Annotated in this window: 19 protein-coding genes; 15 read left to right on the top strand and 4 right to left on the bottom strand. The window is 69.7% G+C overall.

The genetic code is table 11. The features are described 5' to 3' along the window. Window positions 1-127 precede the first annotated feature (127 nt). The 5 genes from FJ091_06790 (at window position 128) to FJ091_06770 (ending at window position 4,436) form a co-directional block, all read left to right on the top strand. Window positions 128-1,366 (top strand): LL-diaminopimelate aminotransferase, encoded by a 1,239-nt coding sequence (locus FJ091_06790; protein MBM4383062.1) that lies wholly within the window; start codon window positions 128-130, stop codon window positions 1,364-1,366. 97 nt (window positions 1,367-1,463) lie between these two features. Then, window positions 1,464-2,135 (top strand): enoyl-CoA hydratase/isomerase family protein, encoded by a 672-nt coding sequence (locus tag FJ091_06785; GenBank protein ID MBM4383061.1) that lies wholly within the window; start codon window positions 1,464-1,466, stop codon window positions 2,133-2,135. Next, on the top strand, window positions 2,132-2,941 hold the full coding sequence (locus tag FJ091_06780) for an SDR family oxidoreductase (protein ID MBM4383060.1): 810 nt from the start codon (window positions 2,132-2,134) through the stop codon (window positions 2,939-2,941). Before FJ091_06785 ends, FJ091_06780 begins: the two co-directional genes overlap by 4 nt. Beyond that, complete coding sequence (locus FJ091_06775) at window positions 2,938-3,681, top strand: 3-hydroxyacyl-CoA dehydrogenase family protein (GenBank protein ID MBM4383059.1); 744 nt, start codon at window positions 2,938-2,940, stop codon at window positions 3,679-3,681. The genes FJ091_06780 and FJ091_06775 overlap by 4 nt, the downstream gene beginning before the upstream one ends. Window positions 3,682-3,683: 2 nt before the next feature. Continuing rightward, complete coding sequence (locus FJ091_06770; protein MBM4383058.1) at window positions 3,684-4,436, top strand: SDR family oxidoreductase; 753 nt, start codon at window positions 3,684-3,686, stop codon at window positions 4,434-4,436. A 25-nt stretch (window positions 4,437-4,461) separates the two neighbouring features. Here FJ091_06770 and FJ091_06765 read toward each other — a convergent pair whose 3' ends face one another. Further along, window positions 4,462-5,331, bottom strand: a complete 870-nt coding sequence (locus FJ091_06765) for an SDR family oxidoreductase (GenBank protein MBM4383057.1) — start codon at window positions 5,329-5,331, stop codon at window positions 4,462-4,464. A 95-nt stretch (window positions 5,332-5,426) separates the two neighbouring features. Between FJ091_06765 and FJ091_06760 the strand changes: the two genes are divergently transcribed. The 8 genes from FJ091_06760 (at window position 5,427) to FJ091_06725 (ending at window position 12,832) form a co-directional block, all read left to right on the top strand. Beyond that, a complete protein-coding gene (locus FJ091_06760) occupies window positions 5,427-5,972 on the top strand; it encodes a nuclear transport factor 2 family protein (protein MBM4383056.1) in 546 nt (181 codons plus the stop codon). Next, complete coding sequence (locus FJ091_06755; GenBank protein ID MBM4383055.1) at window positions 5,969-6,922, top strand: hypothetical protein; 954 nt, start codon at window positions 5,969-5,971, stop codon at window positions 6,920-6,922. Before FJ091_06760 ends, FJ091_06755 begins: the two co-directional genes overlap by 4 nt. Then, window positions 6,919-8,115: an MBOAT family protein gene (locus tag FJ091_06750; GenBank protein ID MBM4383054.1), complete on the top strand. Its 1,197-nt coding sequence runs from the start codon at window positions 6,919-6,921 to the stop codon at window positions 8,113-8,115. The genes FJ091_06755 and FJ091_06750 overlap by 4 nt, the downstream gene beginning before the upstream one ends. 294 nt (window positions 8,116-8,409) lie before the next feature. After that, entirely contained in the window at window positions 8,410-9,528 is a 1,119-nt protein-coding gene (locus FJ091_06745) for a hypothetical protein (protein ID MBM4383053.1), read from the top strand. A 61-nt stretch (window positions 9,529-9,589) separates the two neighbouring features. Beyond that, window positions 9,590-9,745, top strand: a complete 156-nt coding sequence (locus FJ091_06740) for a hypothetical protein (protein MBM4383052.1) — start codon at window positions 9,590-9,592, stop codon at window positions 9,743-9,745. Between the two features lie 24 nt (window positions 9,746-9,769). Continuing rightward, entirely contained in the window at window positions 9,770-11,287 is a 1,518-nt protein-coding gene (locus FJ091_06735) for an HAD-IIIC family phosphatase (protein ID MBM4383051.1), read from the top strand. Then, a complete protein-coding gene (locus FJ091_06730; GenBank protein MBM4383050.1) occupies window positions 11,284-11,529 on the top strand; it encodes an acyl carrier protein in 246 nt (81 codons plus the stop codon). Before FJ091_06735 ends, FJ091_06730 begins: the two co-directional genes overlap by 4 nt. After that, a complete protein-coding gene (locus FJ091_06725) occupies window positions 11,516-12,832 on the top strand; it encodes an SGNH/GDSL hydrolase family protein (GenBank protein MBM4383049.1) in 1,317 nt (438 codons plus the stop codon). The genes FJ091_06730 and FJ091_06725 overlap by 14 nt, the downstream gene beginning before the upstream one ends. A 14-nt stretch (window positions 12,833-12,846) precedes the next feature. Here the strand turns inward: FJ091_06725 and FJ091_06720 are convergent, their stop codons facing one another. From FJ091_06720 to FJ091_06710, 3 genes are read right to left on the bottom strand one after another with little or no spacing between them, the layout of a single operon-like run. After that, window positions 12,847-13,197 (bottom strand): VOC family protein, encoded by a 351-nt coding sequence (locus FJ091_06720; GenBank protein MBM4383048.1) that lies wholly within the window; start codon window positions 13,195-13,197, stop codon window positions 12,847-12,849. Window positions 13,198-13,211: 14 nt separating this feature from the next. Next, window positions 13,212-14,438: a fumarylacetoacetase gene (gene fahA, locus FJ091_06715; protein ID MBM4383047.1), complete on the bottom strand. Its 1,227-nt coding sequence runs from the start codon at window positions 14,436-14,438 to the stop codon at window positions 13,212-13,214. After that, window positions 14,435-15,637: a homogentisate 1,2-dioxygenase gene (locus FJ091_06710; GenBank protein ID MBM4383046.1), complete on the bottom strand. Its 1,203-nt coding sequence runs from the start codon at window positions 15,635-15,637 to the stop codon at window positions 14,435-14,437. Before FJ091_06710 ends, fahA begins: the two co-directional genes overlap by 4 nt. A gap of 79 nt (window positions 15,638-15,716) precedes the next feature. Between FJ091_06710 and FJ091_06705 the strand changes: the two genes are divergently transcribed. Then, on the top strand, window positions 15,717-16,970 hold the full coding sequence (locus FJ091_06705) for an MBL fold metallo-hydrolase (protein ID MBM4383045.1): 1,254 nt from the start codon (window positions 15,717-15,719) through the stop codon (window positions 16,968-16,970). Further along, entirely contained in the window at window positions 16,967-18,220 is a 1,254-nt protein-coding gene (locus tag FJ091_06700) for a sulfotransferase (GenBank protein MBM4383044.1), read from the top strand. The genes FJ091_06705 and FJ091_06700 overlap by 4 nt, the downstream gene beginning before the upstream one ends. Window positions 18,221-18,226 lie beyond the last annotated feature (6 nt).

Here is an 18,226-nt window from a genome sequence, read left to right as displayed (position 1 = left end):
AGGAGACGCGGGCAGAGTCAAGCGTGGCTCGGAGTCACTCGCGTCACCCAAATTGGGGAGGTGTCGGAAAAAGCGAGCCGAGCTCTGCACAGCTGCGACGAAAAAGACGCCTCCGTATGTTCCGCGCATGACGCGCATCAATGAGAACTACCGAAAGCTCCAGGCTGGTTATCTCTTCCCCGAGATCGGGCGACGCGTGCGAGCCTTCCAGGCGGCCAACCCCGACGCGAAGGTGATTCGCCTCGGCATCGGCGACGTCACCGAGCCGCTCGTGCCCGCGGTGACCGAGGCGATGCACAAGGCCGTGACCGAGATGGGCACGCGCGAGGGCTTCCGCGGCTATCCGCCGGATCATGGCGAGGCGTTCTTGCTCGAGGCGATCCGCAAGCACGACTTCGCCTCGCGCGGCGTCGAGGTCGCGGCGGACGAGATCTTCGTGTCGGATGGCGCAAAACAGGACAGCGGCAACATCCAGGAGATCTTCGGCGTCGACTGCCGGATCGCCGTGAGCGATCCGGTGTACCCGGTGTACGTCGACAGCAACGTGATGGCCGGGCGCACGGGCGCCGCGGACGGCACGGGCCGCTTCGCGGGCGTAACCTACATCCCGTGCACCGAAGCGAGCGGTTTCGCGCCCGAGCCGCCGAGCGAACGCGCCGATCTCGTCTACCTGTGCTCACCTAACAACCCGACCGGCGCCGTGATGAGCCGCGCGCTGCTGGAGCGCTGGGTGCGCTGGGCACAGGCGAACGACGCCGTGATCATCTTCGACGCGGCTTACGAGGCCTACGTCACCGACGACGCGCTGCCGCGCTCGATCTACGAGATCCCGGGCGCGCGCAGCGTCGCGATCGAGATGCGGAGCTTCAGCAAGCGCGCGGGCTTCACGGGTGTGCGCTGCGCGTTCACGGTGGTGCCGAAGGAAGTGACGGGCACGACCGCGAGCGGCGAGCGCGTGCCGCTGCACGGGCTGTGGGCGCGGCGGCACTCGACCAAGTTCAACGGCGTGCCGTACGTGACGCAGCGCGCCGCCGAAGCGGTGTACTCGCCCGAGGGGTTGAAGCAGACGCTCGAGCAGGTGGCGTTCTACCTCGAGAACGCGCGCACGCTGCGCGAAGGGCTCGGCGCCGCGGGCTTCAGCGTGTTCGGCGGCGTGCACGCGCCCTACCTGTGGATGCGCACGCCCGATGGGCTGAGCTCGTGGGACCTCTTCGATCGCCTGCTCAGGCAAGCGCACGTCGTCGGCACGCCGGGCTCGGGCTTCGGCCCGCACGGCGAGGGCTACTTCCGCCTCAGCGCGTTCAACTCGCGCGCGAACGTGAACGAGGCGATCGCGCGCATCACGAGGGCGTTCGGGCGCGCGTAGCCGGCACCCATCGATGAGACATTTCGGCCCGGCCGGAATGTCTCACGCGAAGCGCTCATTCCGGCCGGGGCGAAATGACCGGCACTCTGGAGACTCGATGATCGACCTCTCGCGCGACGGCGCCGTTTTCGTGCTGCGCATGAACGACGCGGAGAATCGCTTTCGCGACGACAGCGTCGCGGCCTGGAACGCTGCGCTCGACGAGGTGGAACGCGCTGAGGGACCAAAGGCGCTCGTCACGACCGGCACGGGCAAGTTCTACTCGAACGGGCTCGATCTCGACTGGGCGTTTCGCGAGCGCAAGGACTCGTTCCCCGACTACATCGCCTCGGTGCTCGCAGTGCTCGCGCGCGTGCTGACGCTGCCGTGCACGACGGTGAGCGCCTGCAACGGGCACGCGTTCGGCGCGGGCGCCCAGCTGCTCGTCGCGCACGACTACCGCCTCATGCGCGCCGACCGCGGCTTCTTCTGCATGCCCGAGATCGACATGCGCGCGCCGCTGCACCCCGGCATGACCGCGCTGCTCGCCGCGCGCCTCCCCGGCCAGACCGTGCACGAGGTGCTCGCGACGGGCCGGCGTTACGGCGGCGCCGACGCGCAGGCCGCGGGCATCGTCGAAGAGGCGCTGCCCGAGAGCGAGCTCTTGCCGCGCGCGCTCGCGATCGCCGCGCCGCTCGCCGCGAAGGCGCACCCGGTGATGAAGCGCATCAAGAGCGACCTCTATCCCCACGTGCTCGCGGCGCTGCGGCAGAAGCCAGCGCTCGGTTGAGGCAAGCTCCGCCCGCCCCCCGCGACGAACGGGCGGGAAGCGGAGGAAGCGCCTTGGCCGAGTTATCAGGGAGAGTCGCGCTGATCACCGGCGGCGCGAGCGGCATCGGCGCCGCGACGGCGCGCGTGATGGCGCGCGAGGGCGCGAGCATCGCGGTCGCGGACTTCGACGCGAAGCGCGCGGGCGACGTCGCCGAGCAGCTGCGCGCGAGCGGCGCGCGCGCCATCGCGATCGCGTGCGACGTGGCGCAGCCCGCGCAGGTGGAGGCGATGGTGCAGCGTGCGGTCGCGGAGCTCGGGCGCCTCGACGCGCTCGTGAACAGCGCGGGCATCTCGCCGCCGATGGTCGCGACGCACGAGTACCCGCTCGACGAGTGGCAGCGCTGCCTCGCGATCAACCTGTCCGGGACGTTCTACGCGATTCGCTACGCCGTGCCGGCGATGCTCGCGAGCGGCGGCGGCGCGATCGTGAACCTCAGCTCGATGATGGGTCAGATCGCGAACGCGGGGATTCCGGCGTACGTCGCGAGCAAGCACGGCGTCGTCGGGCTCACGAAAGTGGTCGCGCTCGACTACGCGAAGCAGGGCATCCGCTGCAATGCCGTCGGCCCCGGCAACACCGACACCGCGATGACGCGGGGCGCGATGCCGCCCGAGATCTTCGAGCGCGTCGGCCGCGTCGCGCCGGTCGGGCGCTACGGCACGCCCGACGAGATCGCCGAGCTGATCTCGTTCCTGTGCTCGCCGCGCGCGAGCTTCATCACCGGCGCGTACGTCGTCGCCGACGGAGGCTTCGTCATCCAATGAGCATTTCGAAGATCGGCGTGATCGGTGCGGGCGTGATGGGCGGTGGCATCGCCCAGAGCTGTGCGGTCGCCGGTTATCAGGTCGTGTGCAGCGACATCGCCGCCGACGCGCTCGAGCGCGGCAAGCAGGACGCCGCGAGCGGGCGCTTCGGCATCGGCGGCGCCGTCGCGATCGGGAAGCTCAGCGCAGCGGACGCAGACTCCGCGCGCGCGCGCATCACGTGGACCACGGATTTCGCGGCGGCGGCGAGCTGCGATCTCGTGATCGAGTGCGTGCCCGAGCGCCTCGATCTGAAGATGCGCGTCTTCCGCGACCTCGACGCCGCGGCGCCGGAGCACGCGATCCTCGCGAGCAACACCTCGGGCTTCCCGCTCGCCGCGATCGCGGGCGCCACCGGGCGCCCGGGGCGGGCGATCGTGTGGCACTGGGCGTCGCCCGCGTACGTGATGAAGTTCGCGGAGATCGTCACCTTCGCGCAGACCGACCCGGTTGTTACGGAGACGGTGGTCGAAGTGGCGAAGCGCTGCGGCAAGAACCCCATCGTCGTGAAGGACCAGCCACTCGCGTGGGGCTTCGTCGCGAACCGCATCTACGGCGCGATGCTGCGCGAGGCGGCGCGCGTCGTGGAGGAAGGCGTCGCCACGCACGAGCAGGTGAACGCGCTGATGGTCGACTGCTTTCGCTGGCCCGTCGGCCCGTTCGCGATGGTGAAGGGCGCCACGACGGGCTGGAAGAAGTAGCCGTGGCGAGCAACACCTCGCGCTTCGACTTCGGCGCTGCGCGCGTGCTCGTGACGGGCGGCTCGAACGGCATCGGCCTCGGCATCGCGCGTGCGTTCGCGGACGCCGGCGCGCAGGTCGCGATTACCGGCACCAAGGCGAGCGCGCGCGAGTACCCGCACGACCTCGCGCGCTTCTCGTACTCACAGCTCGACGTGCGCGACAAGGCGGGCATCGCGCGCGTGGCCGGCTCGCTCGGCGCGCTCGACGTGCTCGTGAACAACGCCGGCGCGAACTTCCCGTTCCAGCCGAGCGAGTGGGACGTGGACGTGTTCGAGGACTCGGTGCGCGTGAACCTGTTCAGCGCGTGGCGCTTCTCGCTCGCGTGCAAGCCGCTGCTCAGCGCGAGCGCGCTCGCCGGCGGCGGCTCGATCATCAACCTCGCGAGCATGGCCTCGTTCCGCGCGGTGCCGATCGTGCCGGGCTACGGCTCCGCGAAGGCCGGCGTGGTCGCGCTCACACGCAATCTCGCCGTGCAGTGGGCGAAGCAGAACGTGCGCGTGAACGCGGTGGCGCCGGGCCTGACAGACTCGAACATGACGACGCCGATGAAGTCGTTCCCGGAGATCGAGGCCGCCGAGATGGCGAAGATCCCGATGGGGCGCCGCGGCGTGCCCGAGGAAATCGCGCCCGCCGTGCTGTTCCTCGCGAGCGCGCAGGCGAGCTACGTGACGGGCGCGACGCTCGCGGTGTGCGGCGGCTTCGCAGCGAGCTGAGGCAAGCCCTCACGCACCCCACGCGTCATCGATACGGCTCCTCGAGCGGGTGCAGCGAGAACTTCGCGAGCGCCGCGAGCGCGTCGTCCGCGCTCCAGCCTGCGCGCCGTGGCTCGTGTTGCGTGACGGCGAGCGGGGCGAACAGGCCGAGCTCGCCCTTCGCGACGAAGAACACCTGCCCCGTGACGTGCGCCGCCTCGTCCGCGCACAGCGCCGCGATCGCGCACGCGATGTCGCGCGGATCCTGCAGCGCAGCGCGCAGTGCATCCGCGCGCGCGGTGTCGGCGCCGCCGCGGGCGCCGAGCGCGTCGAGCGCGCCAGTGACCATGCGCGTGTGGGTGGCGGCGGGATTGAGCGCGTTCACCGTGACGCCGGTGCCAGCGAGGTCGCGCGCCGCCACGTTCGTGAACGCGAACACGCCGCCCTTCCCCGCCGCGTAAGCCGCGGTGTTCGGCGAGCCCACGAGGCCCGCGCGCGAGACGAGGTTCACGATGCGGCCGCGCTTCTGCGCCAGCATGCGCGGCAGCACGGCGCGCGTGCACAGGAACGTCCCTAACAGGTGCGAATCGACCACGCGCTCGAAGTGATCGGCGTCGAGCTGCGCGAGCGGCATGAACGACGAGAGGCCCGCGTTGTTGACGAGGATGTCGACGCCGCCGAGCGCCTCCGCCGCCGCGAGGATGCGCGCGGCACCCGAGCGATCCGTGACCGACTCGATGCACGCGACCGCGCGACCGCCCGCGGCCGCGATCTCGCCCGCGACGCGCTCCGCTTCCGGTGCATCGAGGTCGTTCACCACGACCGCGGCGCCGAGCCGCGCGAGCTCGCGTGCGGTCGCGGCGCCGATGCCGCGGCCCGCGCCCGTCACGATCGCTACGCGTCCGTCGAGCCGCATCGAGCACTCCGTGCGAGCACGCTAACGCGCCCAGCGAAGGGCTCGCGCCGCGGCGCCAGCCGCGCTTTCGTTGCGTGCCACGGAGGAATTCACCAGTGAAGTCGCTGCAAGAGCTTTCGGACCGCCTCGAGATCGACGACCTGCAGGCTGCCTACAGCCACGCCATCGACACGCGCGATTTCGACGCGCTCGACAAGGTGTTCACGAGGGACGCGTTCATCGACTACACCGCGTTCGGCGGCAGCGCGGGCGGGCTCGAAGAGACCAAGGCGTTCCTCCGCCAAGCCCTCGCGATGTTCGGCGGCTTACAGCACATGGTCGCGACGAGCCGCGTCCAGTTATCAGGCAACCGCGCGACGGCGAAGACGATCTGCTGGAACCCGATGGTGTTGCGAGGCGGCAACCAAGACCGCGTGTTCTTCTGCGGGCTCTGGTACCACGACGAGTATCTGCGCACGCTCGATGGCTGGCGCATCACGAAGCGCGCCGAGGAAAAGTGCTTCACGCACAACATGCCGGCGGAGTTCACGAACCCGGAGGCGGCGATGCAGAAGCGCGCTGCGAGCGCGAAGCCGGCGGCGAAGAAGGCCGCGGCGAAGAAGGCGCCCGCGAGAAAGGTCGCGAAGGCCAAGAAGAAGTGAGCGCTCCGCACGCCGACGACGAGTTTCACGCGCCGACGTCGGCGGACCCGTACTGGACCGAGACCTGCTGGTTCACCTTCACGGTGCCGGAACGGCGCTTATCAGGGCAGCTGTATCCGTTCTTCCAGCGCAACCAGAACGTCGCCGCGGGCGGCGCTTACTTCTGGGATGCGCGTGGCGACCAGCTCTGGAACTGCGTCTACGCGAAGAACTTCTGGCACCTGCCGCTCGCGCAGGACGCGAAGCTCTCCGATCTCGCGCTGCCGAACGGCATCCGCATCCGCTGCGAGGAGCCGCTCGCGAAGTACGCGATCGGCTACGACGACCCCGACGGCGGCGACGAGGTCCACCTCGATCTGACGTTCACCGCCGTCGCGCGCCCTAACTACTTGGGCCACGGCCACCTCGACCAGCCTGGCCGTTATCAGGGCACGCTCGTGCTGCGCGGCGAGACGATTCGCGTCGACGCGTTCGGCTTCCGCGACCGCTCCTGGGGCGTGCGCTCGCAGTTCGGCCCCGGCCTGACCGGCACGCCTGCGAAGCGCGGCGGCTACAGCTACGCAACCGCGAGCGAGCGCGACGCCTTCCACACCATCACGATGGACTTCGGCCAGGGCTGCAACTCGATCCACGGGTACTTGTTACGGGATGGCGTGTGGTCGAAGCTCGCCAGCGGCAAACGCGAAGTCGTGGAGCGCGACGCGGTGACGGGGTTCCCACTGCGCGTCGTGATCGACGGCGCGGACGAGCTCGGCCGCTCGCTTCACGCCGAGGGGCGCTGCCTCAACAAGCTCGGGCTGCACCTCAATCCGAACCTGTTCACGGTGAACTGCCTCACCGAGTGGCGGTTCGACGGCGTCACGGCATACGGCGAAGACCACGACAACTGGAGCGCTCCGGCAGCGCGCGCGTTCTTCCGTAACAGTCTCTTCGGAAACGGGGCCGGATGAACCTGCTCTCGCTCGAGTTCGTGGCGCTCGCCGTGGCGCTGATCTTCTGGGTGCGCTTCGTGCGGGGCCCAGGGCGCATCGCTGGCTTCCTGGCCGGCTCCGCGTACTACGCGAGCACGTTCGTCTCGCCGCTCGGCGCCGCCGTCGTACTGGGCTTCACGCTGCTCGGCTACGCGTTCGCGCTGCTCGCACGCGCGCGGGCGCGGCTCACCGCCGCTTGCGTCGCCGCACTCGTCGCGCTGTTCGCCTATCTGCGCGGCTACGACCTCGTCCTGTACGCGCTTCCGGAGGGAGCTTGGAGCCCGCTGCTCGCGGTCGCCGGCCTCAGCTACTTGCTGTTCAAGATCCTCCACGTCGTCGTGGACTCGGCGGGTGGGCGGCTCGATGGCCTCACGCTGCCGGCTTATCTCGCGTATTGCTTCAACTTCACCACGTTCTTGTTGGGTCCGATCCAGCGCTTCCAAGACTTCGCAGCGCAGTGGAATGGCGAGCGCGATCCGCTTTCCGCCGATCTCGGCGCCCACGTCGATGCCGTGAATCGCGTGCTGCGCGGTTACCTCAAGAAGTGGGTGCTCGCGGACTTCGTCGCGAGATGGGCGTTGCTCCCGGGCGAAGGCATCGAGGGACTGGGGCCGTTCGAGGTGCTGAGCGGCGCGTGGATCTTCTACGTCTACCTCTACCTGGACTTCTCCGGATACTGCGACATCGTGATCGGGATCGGCCGCTTGATGGGCGTCGCTCCGCCCGAGAATTTCCGGTTCCCGTTCCTTTCGCCGAACATCGCGCAGTACTGGCTGCGCGTTCATCGCTCGCTCACCGAGTGGCTCACGGACTATGTGTTTCACCCCCTCTACACCGCCCTACTCCGCATGCGCAGGTTGCGCGGCCATCGGCTCGCCGCGCGCAACTTGGCGATCGCCGGCACCATGCTCGTCGCCGGCGTTTGGCACGGGACGACGCTCTCGTTCGTGCTGTTCGGTGGAGTGCACGCCTTGATTCAGGTCGCCTACCGCACGCTCGAGTCGATCCTCGAGAGTCGCCTGGGTGCGGCGGGCCTGCGGAGCTTGCGCGCGCGTCGCTGGTGGAGCGTCGTCGGCACCGCCTGCACGCTCCTGCTCACGGCAAGCGCGTACGTCTTCTTCGTGCTGACGCCGGATGACCTGGCCTCATTGTGGACTCGGATCGGAGGGTGACATGAGCCTCGCATGGCGTATCGGTTTGCTCCTCGCGCAGCTCGCGCTCCTGACCGTCTTCGCGCGAGGCGACGTTGACTTCGTCTACCGCGCGTTCTAGAAGCCATCGCAGAATTCCGGACCGAGCCCGGCGCGCGGATTTGGCCGGCTGGCGAGGCGCGCGAGCGAAGGCGTATCCGTCGATACTTCGAGCGAAGCGCAAGCGGAGCGCGCAGCGAGCCGCAGGCGAGCGGAGACGAACGCGCGAGCAAGCCAGGCGGACAAAGACGCGCGCCCGGCGAAGGGAGGACTGAGATGGCTTCTAGCCAGCGCGCGCGTTCGCTCGCGCTCGTGCTCGCGCTGTGCGCTGCGAGCTGGGTGGGTGTGTGCGCGCTGGCCGATCGGGCCGCGGACTGGGCAGAGGCCGACCTCGGCGCGCATCTGTGGCGCGAAGAGGAGTGGATGCTGCTCTTCGAGCCGTCGCGTTACCGGACCTCCGCGCGGCGCACGCTGCACGTCCTCGGTCCCTCGGAGTCGCGCGAGGCATTCTGGCCGGAAGCCTTCCGCACCCGGGCGAAGTTCGACGGGTTCCTGAACGACTCTCTCAGCTTCTCGACCCTCGACGACGCGGTGACACAGCTCGAGTACGTCGAGCGCGCCTACGGCGAGGATGCGATCGGCGACGTTCTCGTGCTCGCACTCGCACCTCGCTTCACGCTCGGGCACGCACCGGGCGAGCGCCCGCTTCCCATCGCGATCGACCGCTACAGCTCGCTGTTCTCGTTGGACGAGACGTCCCGGCCCCAGCAACTCGTGCGCAAGTCGCGACCCGAGGCTGCGCTCGCGCGGCTCCGCCTTGCGGCGCATTCGAGCGCACGCTTCCGCGCCACGGTCGCGTCCGTGCGAGCCTGGCTGGGCGCGCACGGTTCGCGGCAGCAGCTCGAGAAGAAGCTCCTCGTATCCGGCCTCGTCGATGCGCGGTACGCGATGCGCGCCCCGCACGACAAGGCCCAGTACTACGAGTGGTCTCGAAGCGGGAGCGGTCTCTACGCGGCGATGCGCACCCTCGATCCAAGCACTCGACGCGACGGGGTGTTGCGCGCTTTTCTGCGCATCCGCGAAATCGCGAAGCGCACGGGCGCGCGGATCCTGGTCGTGAGGATGCCGGAGGGCGGCTGGCTGCGGTCGGGGTTCTACGCCCCAGGCCACGAGGACACGTACCGGAACTTGTTATGTGAGGCCGCGGCAGATCTGCCCTTCATCGACCTTCGCGAGTTCCTCGGCGACGAGGAGTTCTTCGACTGGTCGCATCCGACGCACTCTGCGAGCCTCCGCCTCTCTGCGTACGTCGCCGACGAGATCGCGAGGCTAGATGCAGGAAGAGAGCTGGAAAGCGCTGCAGACTGCAGCGAACGGGGCGACCGAAGCGACTGAGTTCCGGCGCTTGGCGCGGCAACTCGCGCGTCTTCGCGCAGGCGGAGCGCCGCAGATCCCCGTGCAGGAGATCACGCTCTCGATCATCGGGCGGGCGACTCGCGACTTCCTGGCCCAGCAGCTCGATCTCGCGCTGATCGCTCGAGGCATTTCGGCCGCGATCGAGCTGCCGCCCTACTCGTCGGCCCTTCAGCAGCTGCTCGACGCAGACAGCTAGGTAGCGCGGTCGCGGCCGCGCTTCGTGCTCGCGGTGCTCACGGCGCAGGATGTCCCCGAGTGGCCGGACGCGCTCGCCAGCGCTTCGGAAGCGAGCGCGGTGGCCGAGCGCGCGGCGCGCCTGTTGTTAGGGGCGGCGGAGTCCTTTCGCGCTCGCAGTGGATCGGAGGTCTTGCTCGACAACTTCCCCGCCCTGCGCGAGCGGCCGCTCGGAAATCTCGCGGCGCGCACCCCGGGCGATCCGGGGAATTTCCTGCAGCGACTGAACCTCGCGCTCGGGGATCTCGCACCGCCCGGCGTTCACATCGTCGACAGCGCCGCGCTCGCGGCGTTGCACGGCGCGACTCGCTGGCGCGACGCACGGCTGTGGTACGAAGCGAAGCAACCGATCGCTCACGCCTGGGTGCCGGAGTACGTGCGGAGTGTCGCAGCGGTGATTGCCGCCCGTCTGGGTGGAGCGAGGAAGTGCCTCGTGCTCGACCTCGATGAGACCCTGTGGGGAGGCGTGGTAGGCGACGCGGGCGTCGCGGGCATCGAGCTGGGAGAGGGAACGCCGCGGGGCGAGGCTTTCAAGTCGTTTCAGCAACACGTGCGTGCGTTGCGCGAGCGCGGCGTCCTGCTCGCGGTGTGCAGCAAGAACGAATTGGAGAACGCGCGCGCACCGTTCGAGCGTCACCCGGAGTGCGTTCTCAAGCTGAGCGACTTCGCCGCCTTCCGAGCCTCGTGGGATCCGAAGAGTGACTCCCTACGCGCCATCGCCGAAGACCTATCGCTGCATCCGAGCGCGCTGGTTTTCGTGGACGACAACCCGGCCGAGCGCGAGCAGGTTCGACGGGCGCTGCCCGAGGTCGCCGTGCTCGACATGCCCGCCGATCCCGCGGACTACGCGGCGGCGCTGGACGCGAGCCGCTGGTTCGAAGCGGCGGAGGTCACGGCGGACGATCGCGCGCGCGCCGGCCAGTACGAGCGGCGGTCCGCGGCGCGCGCACTTTCGCAGACGATGGACCTCTCGGAGTTCCTCGCGTCGCTCGAGATGCGCGCGCAGCTTGCCCCGATCGACGACACCTCGTTCGCGCGCGTGCTCCAGCTCGCGAACAAGACGAATCAGTTCAATCTCACGACGCGGCGCTTCACGGAGGCCGAGTTGCGCGCGTGGATCGAGCGACCGGAGGGTATGTCGCTGACGGTTCGGCTCGCGGACCGCTTCGGCGATCACGGGCTCGTCGGCGTCGTCACGGCGACCAGCCTCGGAGACACCCTCCGCATCGACGATTGGCTGATGAGTTGTCGCGTTCTCAAGCGCGGCGTCGAGCACTTGGTCGTGACCGAGCTGGCGGCTCTCGCGTCCGCACGCGGGCACGCGCGGCTGCGCGGCCGGTTCGTTCCGACGGGGCGCAACGAGCTCGTGCGCACGTTGTTCGACGACCTCGGCTTCGTGCGCGCGGCCGCGTCGGACCACGAGATCGCTTACGAGCTCGAGCTCGCCTCCTTCCGGCCGCCGAGCCACTTCATCGCGATCGACCGACGAGGAGTTCCCGGATGAACGAGGCGGAGATCCTGCACGTGCTGCTCGAGACGATCGTGCGCTTCTTCGGCGACGCATCGCTCACGATCGGCGCCGAGACCGTGGCTGCCGACGTCCCGGGCTGGGACTCGCTGGCGAACGTCGAGCTGATGGTCGAGATCGAGGACGCGTTCGGCGTGCGGTTTCGGACCGGAGAGGTCGCCTCACTCGCGAGCGTCGGGGATCTCGCGGCGCTGATCGGTCGCCGTGTCGCTCGCTGATCCGCGCCTGCGGCGCGTCTTCGCGCTGCTCTTGTTAGGCGGAACCGCAGCGCTGTGGATCGCCTCGCAGCGGCGGGGAGGCGTGCTGCTCGGGCGCTGGAGCCTCGACGCGTTCCTCGCCTGCAGCATCGCTTCGTGGTGCGCGCTCGGCGCGAGCTCGATCCTCGTTGCGACCGAACGCGTTCGCGAGCGCGCACTCGGATTCCTGGCCGCGACGCTCGTCGTCGTCGCTTGCCTCGGCCTCGCAGAGGCGACGGCGCTCGCCGGGCACAACTGGAGCGCCACGTTCCGACTGGACCCGCAGACCACGCTCCAGCAACTCACGGACCGTGTGAACCGCCGGGATCCCGAGCTGATCCACGTGCACTGGCCGAACTCGACGTTCTCAGGCGAAGTGCCGGGGAACCTCGCGCACTTCGGTCCCGCGAATCTGCCCGGTTACCACGTGGAGATGCGTTACGACGCGAACGGCTTTCGCAACGACACGACGCTGGCGCGCGCCGATGTCGTGGCGATTGGCGACTCGTTCGTCGAGGGCGTGCTCGTCGCACGCGAGCACACCGTGAGCGAACAAGTCGCGCGGCGGATCGGGGCGACCGTCGCCAACCTGGGGCAGAGCGCATACGGCTTCCGCCAAGAGCTGATCGTGCTGGAGCGCTTCGGGCTCCCGTTGCGGCCGCGCGTCGTGTTGTGGTTTTTGTTCGGGGGCAACGACTTCCGGGACGTCGAGGAATTCGAGCGCATGCTCGAGCGCGTGGACGAGGCCCCGCCGAAGCCTCCGTTCCGCCAGCGCTCGTTCGTCCGCAGCGGGCTGCTGGCACTCTCGCGCGCGCTGGGAGCCCGCCGATCCGCGAGCGTGCTTCACACCGCCCACTTCCGGCGCGCGAGCGGGGAGCGCGAGCTCGTGATCTTTGGGCACGCCACGCAATCTCCGAGCGAGCACCAATGGCGCACGGGGACCGAGACCCTGCTCGCGGCGCAGGGCAGAGCGCGGGAGATCGGTGCGCGCTTCCTCGTGGTCTACATCCCGCGCAAGTTCGAGGTCTATCAGGGTCTCCTCGAGATCCCGGAAGGAAGCCTCGTGGCACGCTGGAAGGACGCGCGGCTCAACGAGCGCGTGGCCGCTTGGGCGGAGAGCCAGGGGATCGACTTCCTCGACACCACGCCCGTGCTGAGACGCGAGGTCGAGGCGGGCTCGCATCCGTACCTTCTCGACGACGTGCACTGGAACGAGCGCGGGCACGAGCTCGCTGCAGAGCTGATTTCACGCCGGCTGCGAGAGGGAGCGGCGACCTCGCGCTGACGCGGAACCGAGCGTCAGGTTTCGATCGGCTGCGCGTACACCCACACGTTCCCGTCGGGATCGCTGAAGCGGAAGTTCCGCTCGCCCCACGGCTGATCCTGCACGGGGCCAACCGCGACGCCGCGCTGCGCGAGGCGCGAATGCTCGGCGTCCACGTCGTCGACGCGCACCGCGACGTGCGTGCCACCGGATCCGGTGGCGGGCGCCATCGCGCCGATGACGAGATATCCGCTCCCGAACCAGAACCCGCCGACGTAAGGCTCGTCCGTGTTCAGGCGAAAGCCGAGCGTCTCGCCGTAGAACTTCTTCGCGCGCGCGAGGTCCGACACCGCGGCGTAGACGTAGAAGACTCCCTGAATCGCCATCGCTCGCCCCTTCCCTAACACCTCGCAGGCGCGATGCGCCCGCGCACTTCGCCAAGGCCGATGCGCTCGCCGTGCAGACCCGGCGCGCTCGCCGTGATCGTGAGCTCGTCGCCGTCTTCGAGGAACGTGCGCGAGGCGCCGCTCGGCAGCAGCACGGGTTGTGTGCCGCCCCAGCTGAGCTCGATCAGCGAACCGCGCTGGCGCTTGTCGGGCCCGCTGACGGTGCCCGAAGCGAACAGGTCGCCGGTGCGCAGGCTCGCTCCGTTCGACGTCGTGTGCGCGAGCATCTGCGGCGCCGTCCAGTACATGCTCGCGAACGGCGGGCGCGCGATCAGATGGCCGTTCAGGCGCACCTCGAGCTCGAGGTCGAGCGCGAACGGGAGCTCGGCGTCGTCGAGATGCGGCAGCAACGCCTGCGTGCGAGGAGGCGGCGAAGTGCGCGCGGCTGCGAGCGCTTCGAGCGGCACGATCCACGGCGAAATCGACGTCGCGAACGACTTGCCGAGGAACGGCCCGAGCGGCACGTACTCGAAGGCCTGGATGTCGCGCGCGCTCCAGTCGTTCACCAGGCAGACGCCGAACACGTGCTCGCGAAAGCGTGCCAGCGGAACTGGCTCGCCCTGCGCACTCGGCACGCCCACCACGAACCCCACTTCCGCCTCGAAGTCGAGCCGCTCGCTCGGGCCGTACGTGGGCGCCGCCGCATCCGGCGCCTTGCGCTGGCCGCACGGCCTAACAATCTCGCTGCCCGACACGACCACGGTTCCCGCGCGGCCGTGGTAGCCGACCGGCAGGTGCTTCCAGTTCGGCAGCAGTGGCTCCTGCCCAGGGCGAAGGATGCGCCCGAGATTCGCGGCGTGGTGCTCGCTCGCGTAGAAGTCCACGAAGTCCGCAACCTCGAACGGCAGGTGCATGCGCGCGCGCTGTTGGGGAACGAGCAGCGGCTCGACCACGGCGCGCAGCGCCTCGCCGCCGAGGCGCTGCGTAAGCCACGCGCGCACATCGCTCCATGCGCTGCGGCCGAGCGCGAGGAACGCGTTCAGCGTGGGCGCGGCGAGCGCGCTCGCGAAGGGCGCGTTCTCGCGCGCCGCGAGCGCACCGGCGTCGAGGATCTGAGACCCGATCGCGACGCCGATGCGCGGCCTCGAATCGTCGGGCGTCGAGAACACTCCGAACGGCAGATTCGCGAGCGGGAACGCGGAACGCGGTGGGATCGAAACCCACGCCTCGACCGCGCTCACGCCGCCGGCCCTCGCCCGCTCCACGACCACGCGTAGAGCGCGTCTTCGCACGCGCGCGCGCCCTCGCCGAGCGCGAGCGGCGCGAAGGTGTCGACCATGACGGCGAGCTCGTCGGCGCGCTCGCGGCCGATGCTGCCCTCGTACGCGCCGGGCTGCGGGCCGTGCGTGTGGCCATTCGGGTGCAACGAGACGGAGCCCGCCGCGATGCCGGAGCCACGCCGCGCGTCGTAATTTCCCGCGACGTAGAACAGCACCTCGTCGCTATCGACGTTCGCGTGGTAGTACGGCGCGGGAATCGCGAGCGGGTGGTAGTCGAGCTTGCGCGGCACGAAGTTGCAGACGACGAAGCCGCGGCCCTCGAACACTTGATGCACGGGGGGCGGTTGATGCACGCGGCCCGTGAGCGGCTCGAAGTCGTGGACGTTGAAGACGTAGGGATAGAGGCAGCCGTCCCAGCCGACGACGTCGAAGGGATGCTCCGCCATCGTGACGATGCTCCCTAACAGCTCACCGCGCGCGCCGCGGTGCTTCACGTAGACCTGTACGTCGCGCCCTTCGGCGAGCAGCGGCGCCGCGGGCGCGCGGAGATCGCGCTCGCAGTACGGCGCGTGCTCGAGCAGCTGGCCCATCTCGCTGCGATAGCGGCGCGGCGGCGCGATGTGCGATTCCGCCTCGATCGCGAACGCGCGCAGCGGCTCTTCGCCGCGCGGCAGCCAGCGCTGCAGCGTGCCGCGCGGCAGCACGACGTAGTCGCCCGCACCGACCGCGAGCGCCCCGAAGCTCGTCTCGACCTCGGCCTCGCCCGACTGCACGAACACGCACTCGTCGCCGCACGCGTTGCGATAGAGCGGCGACGGCGCCGCCGCGACGACGTACGCGATGCGCACGTCGCCGTTGCCGAGAATCGTGCGGCGACCCGTGACCGCATCGGTCGCGCTCCACAGCGGCGGCGGGAACAGATCCGGCAGCCGGAAATGCCGCGGCCGCAGCGGGTGGTTCGCGGCGAGCGCGGGATCGCGCAGCGCCCATGGCTGCGAATCCACGATCGCGCTCGGGAGTCTGCGGTGATAGAGCAGCGCCGAGTCCGCAGAGAATCCTTGCTCGCCCACGAGTTCCTCGTAGAGCAGCGCGCCCTCTGCAGTGCGGAACTGCGTGTGACGCTTGCGCGAGATCTCGCCGACGGCGCGGTAGTGCGGCATGCGCGCATCTTAGAGCGGCCTGCCCGTGCGCAGCGCGCTGCCCTAGCGTGCGCGCCCTCCCCCGCGCGCAGGAGCTCCCATGCCCGAACCGCTCTGGCGCTCGCGCCCCGACGCGTTCTCCATGTTGCCGGCGACGACCGTGCGCAACCGGCGCATGAACGACTTCATCGCGCTCTCCGAGGGCTACTCGAACGCGTTCCTCGTCGTGACGCCCGCGGGCCGCGTCGTGATCAACACCGGCATGGGTTTCGAGGCGCCCATCCACAAGCGCTACTTCGACTCGATCGACAGCGGGCCGGTGAAGTACATCGTGCTCACGCAAGGGCACGTCGATCACGTCGGCGGCGTCGACCACTTCCGCGAGGCGGGCACGCTCGTCGTCGCGCAGGCGAACAACACCGAGCACCAGAGCTACGACGCGCGCCTCGCGCCCTTCCGCCAGCGCCGCTCGTTCTTCGCGTTCGCGCAGGCGTTTCGCGGGATGCAGGGCGCGGGCGGCGCGCCGCCGCCGCGGCAGTCGCAGCCGCGGCCTGACGTGCTGTTCCGCGAGCGCTTCCACTTCGAGCTCGGCGGCGTCGCGTTCGAGTGCATCGCATGCAACGGCGCCGAGACGCGCGATTCGCTCGTGGTGTGGCTGCCGCAACACAAGGTGCTCTTCGCCGGCAACGTGTTCGGCGCGCTCTTCGGCCACTTCCCGAACCTCGTGACGATCCGCGGCGACCGCTATCGCGATGCGCTCGAGTACGTCGCGACGCTCGAGTTGTTACTGAGCTTCGACGCCGAGCTGCTGTGCGTCGGCCACCACGGCCCGGTCGAGGGTAAGGACACGATCCGCGCCGAGATCACGCGCATGCGCGACGCGACGCTGTACGTGCACGACGAGATCGTGCGGCGCATGAACTCCGGCGGCGACGTGTGGAGCGCGATGCGCGAGATCCGCCTGCCCGCACACCTCGAAGCCGGCGAGGGCTACGGGAAGGTGCCGTGGTCCGCGCGCGCGATCTGGGAGCAGTACCAAGGCTGGTTCCACGGACGATCGACGACCGAGCTCTACGACACGCCCTACTGGAGCGTGTCGCCGGAGCTCGTCGCGCTCGCGGGGGGAGCGAGCGCGGTGGCGGAGGCGGCGCTGAAGAAGGCGGAGAGCGCGCCCGTCGAGGCGCTGCATCTCGCCGAAGCCGCGCTCGCGGCGGACGCGCAGCACGAGGGCGCGCTGCGCGCGAGCCTCGCGGCGCACCGCACGCTGCTCTCGCGAACCACCAACTTCTGGGAGACGCGCTGGCTCGAGCATCAGATCGCGCAGCTCGCCGCCGCGCTCGGGGAGAAGCCGTGAGCGCGAGCGACATCCGCATCAGCGACCTCGCGAATCCGGTGCTGACGCCCGTGCAGCGCGCGGCTGTCGAGCTCGCGGAGAAGCAGCGCGTGCGCTTCGACGTGGAGACGATCCTCGGCGCTGCGCGCGCGAAGACAGGGCTCGCCGACTTCGGCGCGCCGGATTTCCGCGAGCGGCTCGCGATTCAGTGCGCGTCGATCGAGGAGGACACGGGCCTGAACGCGCTCGGCCGCCTCGGCGTGTTCGCGAACGTGCTGCGCTACGCCGAGAACCGGCTGCGCTTCGAGGACTTGTTACGGCGCCACCCGGAGATTCTCGAAACCAAGATCGAGCGCCCGCTGATCGTGGCCGGCATGCCGCGCACCGGCACGACGCACCTGCTCAACCTGATCGGCGCCGACACGCGGCTGCGCTCGCTGCCGTACTGGGAGTCGATGGAGCCGGTGCCGATTCGCGGCGAGGCGCCCGGTCGCGATGGACGCGATCCGCGCTGGGCGCGCTGCAACGAGTCGTACCAGCAGATGGTCGCGAACATGCCGCTGATCGTGGCCATGCACGACATGCCGCCCGAGCACATCCACGAAGAGATCGAGCTCGAAGAGCTCGACTTCGCGTCGTACCTCCTCGAGTGGCTGTGCCGCCCCCCGCGCTGGCGCGACCACTACCTCACGCTCGATCAGCGCCCGCACTACGCCTACATGAAGCGCGTGCTGCAGGCGCTCACGTGGCTGCGCGGCCCGAACCGCTGGGTGCTGAAGTCGCCGCAGCACCTCGAGCAGCTCCCCGCGCTGCTCGACGTGTTCCCCGACGCCACGATCGTGATCACGCACCGCGATCCGGTGAGCGTGATCCGCAGTGCGATCACGATGCTCTGCTATGGCGACCGCATGCGGCGCAAGCAGGTCGACCTCGCGGGCCTCGCCGACTACTGGATCGACCGCGTCGCGAAGCTGTTAGGGGCGTGCCTGCGCGACCGCGACGCGCTGCCCGCCGCGCAGGTGATCGACGTGCGCTTCCACGAGTTCATGGCCGACGACGTCGGCACGGTGGCGCGCATCTACGAGAAGGCAGCGCTGCCGATGACACCCGCCGCGCGCGGCCAGCTCGACGCGTTCATGGCCGCGAACCCGCGCGGGAAGCACGGGCAAGTGATCTACGACCTGAAGGGCGACTTCGGGGTCGAGCCCGCCGAGGTGCGCAAGCGGTTCGCGGAGTACACCCTGCGCTTCGGCGTGCGCGTCGAGAACTGAGGAGCT

Source organism: Deltaproteobacteria bacterium (genome assembly GCA_016875395.1).
In the GTDB taxonomy this organism is placed as follows: Bacteria; Myxococcota_A; UBA9160; order UBA9160; family UBA6930; genus VGRF01.
The sequence above is the reverse complement of the archived record's forward strand: the minus strand, read 5'-3'. Positions and strand labels throughout refer to the sequence as shown.